Source organism: Kribbella sp. VKM Ac-2566, from assembly GCF_004366005.1.
Lineage (GTDB): Bacteria > Actinomycetota > Actinomycetes > Propionibacteriales > Kribbellaceae > Kribbella > Kribbella pratensis.
In genome coordinates, this window is record NZ_SODT01000016.1 from 412,613 (window position 1) to 425,342 (window position 12,730).

At 66.6% G+C, this 12,730-nt stretch carries 10 protein-coding genes; 7 read left to right on the top strand and 3 right to left on the bottom strand.

Annotation, left to right across the window (positions count from 1 at the left end; all coding sequences use genetic code 11):
- Positions 1 to 65 precede the first annotated feature (65 nt).
- Positions 66 to 2,822: an Ig domain-containing protein gene (locus EV647_RS41740; protein ID WP_134013234.1), complete on the bottom strand. Its 2,757-nt coding sequence runs from the start codon at positions 2,820 to 2,822 to the stop codon at positions 66 to 68.
- 138 nt (positions 2,823 to 2,960) lie between these two features.
- Between EV647_RS41740 and EV647_RS41745 the strand changes: the two genes are divergently transcribed.
- The 5 genes from EV647_RS41745 to EV647_RS41765 all read left to right on the top strand — a co-directional run bounded on the left by EV647_RS41745 (position 2,961) and on the right by EV647_RS41765 (position 8,039).
- Positions 2,961 to 3,962 (top strand): hydroxyacid dehydrogenase, encoded by a 1,002-nt coding sequence (locus EV647_RS41745; RefSeq protein WP_202876505.1) that lies wholly within the window; start codon positions 2,961 to 2,963, stop codon positions 3,960 to 3,962.
- 104 nt (positions 3,963 to 4,066) lie between these two features.
- Positions 4,067 to 4,987 carry a sugar ABC transporter permease gene (locus EV647_RS41750; protein ID WP_134013236.1) on the top strand — a complete coding sequence of 307 codons (921 nt, stop codon included), beginning with the start codon at positions 4,067 to 4,069 and terminating at the stop codon, positions 4,985 to 4,987.
- A 5-nt stretch (positions 4,988 to 4,992) separates the two neighbouring features.
- Complete coding sequence (locus EV647_RS41755; protein WP_238177658.1) at positions 4,993 to 5,904, top strand: carbohydrate ABC transporter permease; 912 nt, start codon at positions 4,993 to 4,995, stop codon at positions 5,902 to 5,904.
- Between the two features lie 30 nt (positions 5,905 to 5,934).
- Positions 5,935 to 7,494: a DUF3502 domain-containing protein gene (locus tag EV647_RS41760; protein ID WP_134013240.1), complete on the top strand. Its 1,560-nt coding sequence runs from the start codon at positions 5,935 to 5,937 to the stop codon at positions 7,492 to 7,494.
- Positions 7,495 to 7,505: 11 nt separating this feature from the next.
- Positions 7,506 to 8,039, top strand: a complete 534-nt coding sequence (locus tag EV647_RS41765; protein WP_134013242.1) for a LacI family DNA-binding transcriptional regulator — start codon at positions 7,506 to 7,508, stop codon at positions 8,037 to 8,039.
- A gap of 21 nt (positions 8,040 to 8,060) precedes the next feature.
- Here EV647_RS41765 and EV647_RS41770 read toward each other — a convergent pair whose 3' ends face one another.
- Together EV647_RS41770 and EV647_RS41775 are read right to left on the bottom strand one after the other, a co-directional pair.
- A complete protein-coding gene (locus EV647_RS41770) occupies positions 8,061 to 9,131 on the bottom strand; it encodes a LacI family DNA-binding transcriptional regulator (RefSeq protein ID WP_134013244.1) in 1,071 nt (356 codons plus the stop codon).
- Positions 9,132 to 9,138: 7 nt separating this feature from the next.
- Entirely contained in the window at positions 9,139 to 10,197 is a 1,059-nt protein-coding gene (locus tag EV647_RS41775; protein ID WP_202876506.1) for a LacI family DNA-binding transcriptional regulator, read from the bottom strand.
- Between the two features lie 83 nt (positions 10,198 to 10,280).
- Between EV647_RS41775 and EV647_RS41780 the strand changes: the two genes are divergently transcribed.
- Both EV647_RS41780 and EV647_RS42420 read left to right on the top strand, forming a co-directional pair.
- The gene (locus EV647_RS41780; protein WP_134013246.1) at positions 10,281 to 11,243 is read left to right on the top strand and encodes an alpha/beta fold hydrolase; all 963 of its coding nucleotides are present in this window, start codon (positions 10,281 to 10,283) and stop codon (positions 11,241 to 11,243) included.
- Positions 11,244 to 11,417: 174 nt separating this feature from the next.
- Positions 11,418 to 11,573: a hypothetical protein gene (locus EV647_RS42420; RefSeq protein WP_166680568.1), complete on the top strand. Its 156-nt coding sequence runs from the start codon at positions 11,418 to 11,420 to the stop codon at positions 11,571 to 11,573.
- Positions 11,574 to 12,730 lie beyond the last annotated feature (1,157 nt).

Below are 12,730 nucleotides of genomic sequence, written 5' to 3' on the forward strand. Positions count from 1 at the left end.
TCCAGAGGATGCGGCAAGGTTTCGCCAAGATTGCGGCAAGTTGCGCAACTCTGTCAAGAGCTGGTTCAACTGGTGCTGCCGTTGGAGGCGATCGACACCGAGTTGATCGCCGTACTCATCTCCAGCCGGTGTCCGTAGATGCGGAACTCGCTGAAGCTCGACAGGCCCGGGTACGCCGGATCCGTGGGTACGCCGGGATGGTCGACCTGGATCTTGAGGAACCGGAAGCTCTCGCCGAGAACGTCGTCGCGGACCGGGATCCGCTCGAGCGCGAAGCCTTGATCGGAGGTGTCCGTGGTCTCGCGCGAGGTGAGCAGGGTCCACGCCCCGCCGTCGTTCGACCCGTACACGTTCGCGCCCTGGGTGCGGTTGCCGAAGTTGTACCGCGCCTGCAGCCCGAAGGCGTCGGCGGTGACCCGGAAGCCGGCGCCGACGTCGATGACCGCCGGAGCCTTCAGATCGCCGGAGAAAGTGTTGAAGTCCCCGTCGAGCATGTTGCCTAGGGCAACCTGCGACAAGGATGCCGAGGTTGCGTGACCCCAGTAGTCGAACGAGCCGTCGTCAGGCATCGTCGGTGTCAGCTTCTCGAGCCGGGCCACCGCGGCCTGTAACGCGGCGAGATCCGCGGCGAAGGTCGCCGGATCGGCGGTTGCGATGTCCGCCTCCGCAGCCGCTTTCGCCGCGTCGACAGCGGAGCGGGTGGCTCGAACGTACGTCGTACCGGCGTCGTAGCCCGCGAGCGCCGCGGTCACGGCGTCCTGACGGGTCGCGCTGACGCTCAAGCGCACCCGGAGTACGGCGTCTGTGGCCGAATCGGATGCGACGACGAAGGTGTTGTGGTCGCCGACCTGGCCAGCGGTCGGCTGCCAGGTCAGCACGCCCGTTGCCTGGTCGAGCGATGCGCCCGCGGGAAGGTTGGTTCCCGACGTATAGGAGAGCTGGTCCGAGTCGACCGCCGACAGTGTGGCGGACAAGGGTTCGCCGGCGATCGCCAGCACTCTCACGTCCGAACCTTGTGCGAACCGTGGAGGCGTGAGCTGGGTCTTCGCCTGGAGGTTGATCGCGTCGATGTCGACGCTGACCCCGGGCGATCCGACGACCGTGTAGTAGGCGAGCGACTCGCCGCCGGTGCTGCCGCGGAGCTTGCTCGTGTCCATGTCGTAGGTGACGTATCGCCAGACACCACGCGTGTTCGGAAGCGTCAGCGTGTGGTACGGGGCGAGTCCTTGTTCCTTTCTGATCTGCAGAGTCGCCGTTCCGTTCGTGCGGATCAGCACGCCGACCGGGCTGTAGCCGTTCCGGTTGTCGTACAGCAACGTCCGTACGGCGATCGTCGTACCGGCAGACCGAGCTCGCATTCGGACGAACCCACCGCCGACCGACGTACCGGGAGTGAGGGGAGTGGTTCTCGTCTCCGCCTGCACCCGGGCGTCACGCTGGACCGGAGGTGCCGATCCGGCGACGGAGGCGGGGAAGGACAGCCAGGAATCCGGATTGAAGTCCGGGTTGCTGTTCCAGAAGTTGTACGGCGACGCTCCCCAGTAGAACCGGGCGCCGGCGTCCTGCGTCGTGGCCAGTTCGGTGATGCTCGGTGCGATCGTGGCGATGGCGGCCCCGAGCCTCTGCTTGTAGACGGTGTAGAGCTCGTTGGTCGGGTCGAAGATCCGGCCGCGGTACGCCTGGGACAGTACGCCGCCGCGCTGGGTGGTGTCGATCCACGGGATCGTCTTGCCCGTCATGAACGCGAAGAACTGTTCGGAGCCGCGCAGCAGCCGGTCGCCGCCGAAGGCGTAGACCGAGACCGCGTCCCGCCGCGTCGACACGGTGCCGCGGACCGGGTCCAGCTTGGTTCCCTGGATGTCGATGACGCGGGCGAGCTGGGTCAGCATCGTGACGTCGTCCCAGGCATGGGCCTGGTCGCGACCCATCTCCTGCAACTGGACGAACGTCTTGCCGTACGGGTTCCGCGGATCGTTCTTCGCGATCACCGGCATCACCTTGCTGAGCGCGCCGTTGGTGTCGTCGTCAGGGTTGGTCGAGTTCACCGAGAACCACTCGACCGCCTCGCGGTAGCGCGGGAGGTTGTCGGTGAAGATGTAGCCCGCAATCGCGCCGATGAGCGAGTAGCTGTGCTGATTCATGAAGTTGCGGTTGCGGTACAGGAACGTCTGCGTGAGCGGCACGATCAGGTTGCTGGTGAGATCGGCGGTGTCGCTGTCGTTCCAGCCGAGGTCGTAGCCGTCCTCGGCCGGTGCCGTGACCGTCGAGTAGCGCACGATCTCGGCGGCAGCGAGCATCCGCATCAGCGGCGCACCGCTGTGGATGTGTGCGTCGGGGTAGTAGACATAGCCGGCGGGATCCATGTGGGCCCAGATCCGGATCAGCTTGAGGCTGTTCTCGCGGTGGACCGGGTCACCGGTGACGAAGTACAGGATCGACTGGGTGTAGGCCCGGAACGCGTCGTCGATGAACCTCGCCTGGATGCCCTGAGAGTTGAAGGCGCTGCTCGCCGGCCGGTCGACGACGGTGCCCTGGTTCTTGGAGCTGAAGGTCCGGGAGGCGTACGTCGTGGCGCTCATTGCGGCGTAGTACGACGCCCACGGCTCGACACCGGTGCGGACCTGCTTGCGAGCGAGCTCCAGGGATGAGGCGCTCACGGCCAGCCCTGGATGGACGAAGCCGGCGCTCGACGTGACTGGGGTGAGCTGTGGCAACGGGTCCGCAGTGGTCGAGGCGGGCGTAGCGGCGACCGGTACGACTCCGACGACTGCGAGGAGCGCAGCCAGACCAGTGGCCAGTGCGGACAGTTTCAAAACAGCCATCGGGACTCTCCAGCGTTGTGACGGCCCGGAAGGGAGCGGTCGGAGCCTCGCATCGCACCCCGGCGGCCGCCAGCGTCCGGAAGGCTCCGAAAATTTTGATCTCCTGATAGTTAACGTTTTCTATGCCAGCCTGACCGCATGTCTCCCGCATCCGAAAAACTGCCGGCGCTCGTCGTCATGTCCCCCGAGTTCTGGCCGCAGCTGTTCCCGGCGGACGTCCGCCGGCGACTGGAGCAGTTCGCCCTCGTCGATCCGGCGGATCCCGTCGACCGGTTCGACGATCCGCGCGTCATGGATCGCCTGGCCGAGGTGGAAGTTCTGATCACCGGGTGGGGATGCCCCGTCGTCGACCGCCAGATCCTGGACGCGGCCCCGAAGCTGCGCGCGGTGCTGCATGCGGCGGGGAGCGTGAAGGGTCACCTGAGCCGCGAGGTCTGGGAGCGCGGCGTCGTCGTCTCGTCGGCGGCAGCAGCGAACGGCGTACCGGTCGCGGAATTCACGCTCGGGGCGATCCTGCTGGCCGGCAAAGGTGCCTTCGACCTGCGGGAACGCTATCGCCGCGAGCGGACCTTCGAGCTCGGCTACATCCACCCGGACATCGGGAACAACGGGCGTACCGTCGGGCTGATCGGCGCCTCGCGGATCGGCCGGCAGGTGCTGGAACTGCTGCGCCCGTTCGGATTCCGGGTCCAGGTGTATGACCCGTACGCCGGGAATCTCGGCGTACCGACCGTCGATCTCGGGACGCTGCTGAGTACGAGCGACATCGTCAGTGTGCACGCCCCGTTGACCGCGGAAACCCACCACTTGCTGGGGCGATCGGAGCTCGCCTTGCTGCGGGACGGTGCGACGCTGATCAACACGGCGCGCGGGCAACTGATCGACACCGGCGCGTTGACCGCCGAGCTGGTCTGCGGGCGGATCGCGGCGGTGCTCGACGTCACGGAGCCCGAACCGCTGCCCTCCGGGTCGCCCCTGTTCCAGCTTCCGAACGCGTTCCTGACACCCCACATCGCCGGCTCGCACGGCAACGAACTCGCACGTCTCGGCCTGTGCGTCGCGGACGAATTGGGGCGCCTCGTCGCCGGTGAGCCGCTCCGCTTCGGGATCGGTGCCGCCGACCTGGATCGCGCGGCCTGATCGCAAAAGGCAACGATTGCCACGCCTTGACACGTCTGAAAGCCAGCGCTACCTTCTCGGCAGATGGAAAGCGCTTTCTAGATCCTGGTGAAGGAGCCGCTCCCATGAGTACCCGAACCTCCGTGCGCTCCAGCCTGTGGCTGGGACTGCTGGCAGTCCCCGCGGTCGCGTTCTTCCTGGTGTTCAGCTACGCGCCGATGGCCGGCCTGGTGGTGGCGTTCAAGGGGTTCGACATCAGCAAGGGCTTGTTCGGCAGCCCGTGGAACGGCCTGGACAACTTCCGCTACTTCTTCGCCTCCGGTGACGCGCAGCGGATCCTGGTGAACACCATCGTGCTGAACGTGCTGTTCCTCGCCGCGACACTCGCCGCCGGCGTGACGCTGGCGATCATGCTGAACGAGCTCCGCGGCCGCTTCTTCAAACGGGCGGCGCAGTCGACGATCTTCTTTCCGTACTTCGTCTCGCCGGTCGTCGTCGCGATCATGCTGCAGGTCCTGCTGTCCGGGCCGGCCGGAGACGGTGGCGTCGTCAACGACGCGCTGGCCGGCTTCGGGCTGCCGACGGTCAGCTGGTACACGGAGCCGGGTCCGTGGCCGTGGATCCTGACCTTCGTCAAGATCTGGCAGCTGGGCGGCTACATGAGCGTCATCTTCCTGGCCGCGATCACCTCGATCCCCGAGGACGTCTACGAGGCGGGCCAGATCGACGGTGCGAGCCGGGCGCAGATGGCGCTCCGGATCACCCTGCCGCTGCTGAAGCCGACGGCCGCCGTCCTGCTGGTGCTCGGTGTCGGCCGGATCTTCTACGGAGACTTCGGCACGATTTACGCGATCGTCGGCGACAACGGCACGCTCTTCCCGACGACCGATGTGATCGACACCTACGTGTTCCGCTCCCTGCGCCAGATCGGTGACTTCGGCACCACCGCGGCGATCGGCCTGTTCCAGTCGGTGGTCGGTTTCGTTCTGGTGTCGACCGCGGTGCTGATCCAGCGCCGGTACTCGAAGGAGACGAGTCTGCTGTGACCACCATGACCTCGAGCCTGGCCAAGGCCGCCGGCCGGACCGCGGCCAAACGGCGCTCCGGTGGCTGGGAACCGTTCACCGTCGTCAGCGTCATCGGCGTCGCGCTGTTCATGCTGGTCTGCCTGATTCCGTTCTGGGTGATCGTGTCCGGCTCGTTCACCGACGAGCAGACCCTGGCAGGCAAGGGATACAGCCTCATCCCGCAACCGTTCTCGACCGCGGCGTACAAGCTGATCTTCACCGGGCCGACGCTGGTCAGCGCATACGTCGCCAGCATCGTCATCACCGTTGCCGGTACGGTGCTGGCGCTCAGCATCACGTCCGGCCTGAGCTGGGTGATCGCGCGGCGACTGCCCTACGTCAGCCGGCCGTTGGCGATCTTCGCCTACATCCCGATGCTGTTCAGCGGCGGTCTCGTCCCGCTGTACCTGCTGGTCACGCAGTACCTCAAGCTGCAGAACAGCTACTTCGCGGTGATCCTGCCGTTGCTGGTGGCGCCTTTCCTGGTCTTCATCCAGGTCTCGGCGTTCCGCCAGCTGCCGGAGGAGATCCTCGACTCGGCCCGGGTCGACGGCGCGGGGGAGCTGCAGATCTTCTTCCGGATCGGACTGCCGTTGTCCAAGCCGATCCTGGCCGTCGTCGGCCTGTTCTACGCGGTCCACTACTGGAACGAGTGGTTCACCGCGCTGCTGTTCATGTCGGACATCCACAAGTACCCGCTACCGCTGCTGTTGCAGAACCTGATCTCGAACGTCTCGTTCTCGCAGATGCTGCCGACCGCAGCAGCCCAGTCGACGCCGGTCTACCAGCTCCGGCTCGCCCTCACGGTCGTCACCATCGGCCCGATCCTGCTCGCGTACCCGTTCGCGCAGCGCTACTTCGTCAAAGGCATCACCTTGGGAGCCACCAAAGGCTGACGGTCTCCCACCACAACTTCTGGAGGCATTGTGCCCGCCACATCTCCCGCCGGCCTCAGCAGGCGCGGCTTCCTGGCCGCCGGCGGCGGCCTGTCACTCGCAGCCATGCTCGGACTGAGCGGCTGTGGAGACTCGTCGTCACCGAGCTCCGGCAAGGCCGCAGACACCCTCGCCCTGCTGCTGCCCGGTGACACACCGACCGGCTGGGACGCGATCCTTGCCAAGGTCAACGAGAAGCTCAAGAAGGACCTGGGCTTCACCATCGCTCCCCAGTTCGTCGCCTGGTCCAACTACCAGCAGCAGTCACTGCTCAAGTTCACCGCCGGCGAGAACTTCGACACCGCGCTGCAGGCCCGCTGGCTGAACATGATCCAGCTCGTCGCGAGCAAGTCCCTGGTTCCCGTCGACGGACTGATCAGCAAGTACCCGAACCTGAGCAAGACCCTTGACCCGCAGTTGCTCGAGCAGAACAAGTGGTCCGGCAAGCTGTACGGGATCCCGCAGGTGAACTCCGCCGCACGGTTCCACCACTTCACTGTCCGCCAGGACCTGGCCGACAAGCTCGGTGTGGGGGAGATCTCGACGTTCGACCAGTTGGAGAAGTTCTGGTACGACGTCAAGCAGAAGGAGAAGCTCACTCCGATCGGTATCTCGTCCAACATGCCGAAGCTCCTGGCGGCCTTCGCGCCGGTCGGCTGGCTGAATCAGCACGACTGGGAGAATCCACACGTCAGCGTGCAGTTCTTCAGCGGCGGCTCGCTCCCGTTCTACCTGGCGCAGGACGGGAAGAGCACCGGGTCCGCGAAGCCGATCCCGTTCTGGGAGGTTCCGGGCGTCGTCGATGCGCTGCGCAAGATCCGCAAGTACTACCTCGACGGCATCATCAACAAGGACGCGCTGAACGTGGACTCGAGCACGATCAAGTCCCAGTTCGAGTCGGGCCGCATCGCGACCCGGTGGGCGATGACGGACGGGCTGTCGTCGCAGTCGCTCACACCGCTGCGCAAGGCCGTACCGACGGCGCAGATCGCGAACGTCGTACCGCTGCGGGGCGGCAAGGACGCCAAGCCGAACCAGACGTTCCAGGCCGACAACTTCGTCGTACTCAACGTCAAGGGCCGCAGCAACGAGCGGGCGATGCAGCTGGAGGACTGGGTCTCGATCAAGGAGAACCACGACCTGCTCAGCTACGGGGTCGAGGGCACGGACTGGAAGCCGGTCGGCGCGGACAAGTTCCAGCAGTTGTCGCAGTACAGCTTCCCCGGGTTCGCGTTGTGCTGGCGGCAGAAGCTCGAGCTGAAGATCAAGGACATCACGCCGACCGAGGAGGCATGGTTCGACTGGGCGCAGAAGTACGACAACTTCACGCTGGACCCGTATGCGTCGTTCGTGCCGGACGTGACGCCGGTGAAACGTCAGGACAGCCAGGTCAACGCCGCGATGACGCAGTACGGCAACCCGTTGTGGATCGGGGCGGTCGACGTCGACAAGGGTCTCGACAACCTGAAGAAGGCGGTGGACAAGGCCGGACTCTCCGAGTTGCAGGCGGAGATGGAGAAGCAGGCGAACGCGTATCTCAAGGGCCAGTGAGGCCGTCCTCGATGTCCGCCCCACGGAGGAAGCTCGCGGTGGTCGCGCGCGAGGCCGGAGTGTCGATCTCGACCGTCTCCAAGGTCCTGCGCGCCTACCCGGACGTCGCACCGGCCACCAGGACCCGGGTGCGCGAGGTACTGCGTCGCGCCGGGTATCCACTGGATTCCGATGCCGCCGGCAACCGTCGCGAGGAGTCCGAGCTGGTCGACGTGGTGGTCGCCAGTCGGAGCAACGGCTGGACCGGTGACGTACTGGCCGGCCTTGCCGACGCTGCCCGTGAACCGGGACTGGCTCTCGTCGTCACGACAGTGAACGGGGGCGAGCCGGTGCCCCGGCTCTGGCTGGAACGCCTCTTCGCCCGCGGCACCCGCGGTGTGATCGGCCTCAACGTCGAGTTCACCGACACCCAGGTGGCGTACCTTGCCGCCTACAACATCCCGTCCGTCCTACTCCCTGCCGACTCCAGTACGCCGGTCTCGGAAGTGCTGACGACGATCCTCGACGGCACGCCGCCGTACCCCCACTCCATGGCCGCCGGCTGACCCTTCATGGAAATGTGGGGTTCAGTCGCGGCGGGTCACGGAGTTGCGGACGACTACGTGGGTGGTGAAAAGCCGGTGGGCTCCGGTCCAGTCGGGTTGTTGGTGTTGGGAGTCGAGTGCGATCTTCGCTGCCGCTCGGCCTAGTTCCTCGTAGGGGACATGAACCGACGTGAGTCTGGGACGGAGGTCCTGGGCCAGTTCGACATCGTCGTAGCCGACCACCGAGAGGTCCTCGGGGACTCTCAGATCGAACTCGGCCGCAGCGGCGTACACGCCTGCGGCCACAACGTCGGTGGCCGCGAAGACGGCGGTGAAGTCCTGTCCGGCGGCCAGGCGGTTCTTCGTCAGCTGATAGCCCGAGGCTCGGGTGAAGACACCGTGCTCGACCAGCTCCGGCGCATCTGGTACGCCGAAGTCGTGCAGGGCCCGTCGATGTCCGGCCAACCGCTGCATGCTGGTGCTCTGACGCTCCGGACCGGCAAGGAAGAGGGTCCGGCGATGCCCCTGCGACAACAAGTGGCTGGTCATCGCGTAGGCGCCTTGCTCGTTGTCGTACTCGATCACGGCCGTGGGCACGTCGTCGCCCAGCGGAGGCCGACCACACAGCACCAACAGGGAACCAGCGGAGTGAAGTGAGCGGGCCAGGTCGGTCATCTTCGCGCGGTAGTCGGCTGCTTCGTTGGTGACGCCACCGATCAGGATCACGGCGCCGGCGCGCTGCTCGCGCATCAGCTGCACCAGGGCGAGCTCGCGTTCCGAGTCGCCTTGGGTGGTGCCGATCAGACTCAGCCAGCCACGGCGCGACGCCTCCTGCTCGACGCCGTGCGCCGCGTCCGCGAACGACTGACCGCGTACGTCGGCCAGGATGAAGGCGATCGTCTTCGTCTGCACGCCGGCCAAGGCCCTGGCGTGAGTGTTGGCGGAGTAGTTGAGCTCACGGATCGATCGCAGGACGCGCTGGTTCGCCGATCGGGAGACCGGGTAGTTGCCGGCCAGGACGCGGGAGACCGTCGCGGGCGACACCCCGGCGTGTGCGGCGACGTCGGCGAGGGTGGGCGAGCTCGACGACTTGCGTCTACTGCTGTTTGCCATCGTTCTCCTAGCGCTCCCTGGGAGGAGCGGTCGACTTCCTGATCACCACGTGCGTCCCGAGCATCAGGTGCTGATCCTGCGCGTAGTCGTCGCGATGCAGCGCGAGCCGTACGGCGGAACGCCCGAGCTCCTCGTGCGGGATGTGGACCGTGGTCAGCGGCGGATTGAGATCGGCACTCAGCGGAATGTCGTCGTACCCGGCGACGGAGATGTCCTCAGGCACTCGGAGCCCTGCCTCGTGGAGAGCGGCGAGGACACCGCTTGCGACGATGTCCGTGATGCCGACGACGGCCGTCATGCCGGTGTCGCGGGTCAGCAAGGCCTTGGTCTGGCGGTAGCCAGACTCGCGATCGAAGGTGCCGCCGGCAACAAGGCCGGGGTCGACGGTCAGGCCGTGCGCTGCGTGGGCGCGGGTGAAGCCGTCGAAGCGCGCGCTCGTCGTCGTGTGCTCCGGCTCGGCGGCGCCGATGAACGCGATCCGGCGATGGCCGAGCGAGAGCAGATAGTTCGTCACCGCGAACGCGCCGCCCTCGTTGTCGTACTCGACGACTGTCGCCGGCACGTCCGGGCCGATCGGCGGGCGGCCGCACAGCACCAGGCGCGAGCCGACCCGCTCCAGGGATCTGGCGATCTGTGCCATCCGCTCGAGGTGTTCCGGCGTACGCAGGCCGCCACCGACCAGCACGACCGCCTCGGCCTGTTGCTCGCGCATCAGTTCGATGAGTTCGAGTTCGCGATCGGCGTCGCCGTGATGGGTGCAGACCAGACACACCCGGCCCTCGGCGGTGGCCTGCTGCTCGACGCCTTGCCCGATGTAGGCGAACAGCGGACCGACCAGGTCGCGGATGATGAACGCGACGGTCCGTGTCGTGCCGCCGACCAGGGCGCGGGCCTGTGCGTTGATCACGTAGTCGAGGTCCTGCACCGCCCGGAGCACCCGTTTCCGGGTCGAGGCGCTGACCGGGTAGTTCCCGGCGAGCACCCGCGACACCGTCGTGGCGCTCACGCCCGCGGCCGCCGCGACGTCCTTCACCGTCGGACGGCTCCCGAGGCTCACTCCCGCCACGCGCCAACCCCTCTGTCCGTCGAAAATTTCTGTCCGGGCCTTGCCCTGACTTCGTGTAGAAAACGTTAACTATGCTGCCATCCATGGCGGCGAATGTCGAAGCCCGCGGGGTGCCGATCTGGCTGAGTGACACCGGTACGGGTGATCCGCTGCTGCTCGTCCACGGCTGGGGTGGCGACAGCCGCGCGTGGAACGGTCTGAACTTCGCGGGTCGCCGGGTCATCACGGTCGACCTGCGCGGTCATGGGCGTTCGCCGGTACTTCGGCACGGGTATCGGCCGGCGGACTACGCGGCAGATCTCACGGCGCTCGTCGAACGGCTGGGGCTCGGGCCTGTGGTGGCGGTCGGGCATTCGATGGGCGGCCAGATCGTCGCGGAGCTCGCACTGGAACGTCCCGACCTGGTCACGGCGGTCGTCGTCATCGATCCGGCGTACGGCGCGGACGAGGCGGAGGCAGCCACCTTCGAGCAGCGTCTGGCTGCGCTCCGCAGCGATGGGGCGGAGGCGGCAATTCGCCAACTCGGACTACCCGCCGGCGCCGTCCGTGACCAGTTGCTCGCGACTCCGGGGCACGTGCTCGCCGAAAGCTACGCGGGGATGTACACGGACCCAGATGCCTTCGGCGCCCGCCCGGCCGCTACTGCCCGACTGGCCGCCTTGACGCAACCACTCCTGTGCATCCGCCCAACCCCCGCGATGGCCGCCTGGGACATCGGCCTGTCGCTGCCCTACGGATCACGCGTAGTTCTCTGGAACGGCTGCGGCCATTTCCTCCATCACGAACGCCCGACGCAGTTCGTCGACCTGGTCGAGAGTTGGCTGGCCTCATTGCCCGACGCCTTTGCGTGCTCGGCCGAAGAAGATCCGCGCGCCCGAACGATGACCGAGTCCGGGTCATCGACACCCCTACCGTCGGCCAGAGCCTCGGCAGGGTCCTCGAACTCTTCCGTTCCGGCAACACCGAGCCGGTCTTCTTCGGCGACCAGCCCCGGCCGGACGGTGCGGTCCTCTCCTTCGAGAAATGGGCGGAGTACGAAACTTTGAGGGAGGATGCGGAAAACGACCAGCGCCGCGAGGACCTGGTCCGGGAGCGCCTCGCCAACGACGATCCCTCGAAGTGGGAGACGTACGAGGAAATGATGGACAGGCATGGCCTGGACCCCGACAGCGACGAGTCGAATCCGACGGGCGGTGGCAAACCGACGGTGACGGGATGCCGTGAATTTCCACCTGATCCACCATCCTGATTTCAGCCGGGACATGGACCGGCTGCACGAGGCCTGGAAGCGCGACCGGGACAGTCCCGCTGGCCGCGAGTTCCAAGCAGCGATGGCTGCCCTGCGGGCATTGCGTGTGGGGCGCGACGTGGAGTGACAGGACAAGAAGCTCGGTTATGGCCGCAGTCGTACGGCCTGCGGGACTGCGCGGAACTGAAGGTTCCCGTAGATCGTGAGTTCACGCTGGATGGGTTCGAGCGGGGGCAATCGCATGGTTGGTCTACCGCGAGTTCGATCCGCTGCCGGTGATTCGAGGGCAATCGAGTTGTGCAGGATCCGAACGCTCAGCCCTACCGGCAACCGATCGCTCAGACCTACCGGCAACCGATCGCTTTCGCACACCGATCGAACGATCCCGCCGACATAGCCGGGGAAGCGCTTGAGCCCGACACCGGGATGCCGCTGCAGGAGTCCATGGGTGACCGGCGGAGGACGTCCGGACATCGGGCCACGACGGGAGAGCGTGCAGACGAGACCGCAGCGGGAGGGCGTGCAGACGAGACCGCAGCGGGAGGGCGTGCAGACGAGACCGCAGCGTGAGGGCGTGCAGACGAGGCCGCGTCGGGTTCCAGTGCCGGGCGATCTGCTGAAGCAGGCGCAGATCCTCCGGGACAGCCCGCCGGCCGGCGCGGCACCGAAGCCAGCTGCGGCGCCACAGGCGAACCACCCAACTAGGCACCCCCGGCCTCGGCACCTTCATCCCCGGCCCCGGTACCCCCGGCCCCGGTACCCCCGGCCCCGGCACCCCGTCCCTCAACGCCCAACAAACGACGTAATCCAAGGCGAAGTCATCGACGTCAACCGACCGCCTGGGCCAGGTTCGTCCAAGTCGAGGGAACGCTGACAGCCCCCATCATGAGTGCTGAGGCGCAGCGAGTCGCCATCGCGCGGGCACCGGTCGTGGTGACGTGTCTGGCGTGGTAGCAGGTTTCGAGGGGATGGCTGTAGGGGCGGGGTTCGGCTTTGAGGCGTTGCTTTCGTGGTGGCGTGTCCGGTGTGAGAGCAGGTTTCGAGGGGATGGCTGTAGGGGCGGGGTTCGGCTTTGAGGCGTTGCTTTCGTGGTGGCGTGTCCGGTGTGAGAGCAGGTTTCGAGGGGATGGCTGTAGGGGCGGGGTTCGGCTTTGAGGCGTTGCTTTCGTGGTGGCGTGTCCGGTGTGAGAGCAGGTTTCGAGGGGATGGTTGTAGGGGCGGGGTTCGGCTTTGAGGCGTTGCTTTCGTGGTGGCGTGTCCGGTGTGAGAGCAGGCTTCGAGGGG

Bases quoted from the DNA above. Each gene is read 5' to 3' on its own strand.
- EV647_RS41740 (WP_134013234.1), bottom strand. From the start codon at position 2,822: ATGGCTGTTTTGAAACTGTCCGCACTGGCCACTGGTCTGGCTGCGCTC.
- EV647_RS41745 (WP_202876505.1), top strand. From the start codon at position 2,961: ATGTCTCCCGCATCCGAAAAACTGCCGGCGCTCGTCGTCATGTCCCCC.
- EV647_RS41750 (WP_134013236.1), top strand. From the start codon at position 4,067: ATGAGTACCCGAACCTCCGTGCGCTCCAGCCTGTGGCTGGGACTGCTG.
- EV647_RS41755 (WP_238177658.1), top strand. From the start codon at position 4,993: ATGACCTCGAGCCTGGCCAAGGCCGCCGGCCGGACCGCGGCCAAACGG.
- EV647_RS41765 (WP_134013242.1), top strand. From the start codon at position 7,506: ATGTCCGCCCCACGGAGGAAGCTCGCGGTGGTCGCGCGCGAGGCCGGA.
- EV647_RS41770 (WP_134013244.1), bottom strand. From the start codon at position 9,131: ATGGCAAACAGCAGTAGACGCAAGTCGTCGAGCTCGCCCACCCTCGCC.
- EV647_RS41780 (WP_134013246.1), top strand. From the start codon at position 10,281: ATGGCGGCGAATGTCGAAGCCCGCGGGGTGCCGATCTGGCTGAGTGAC.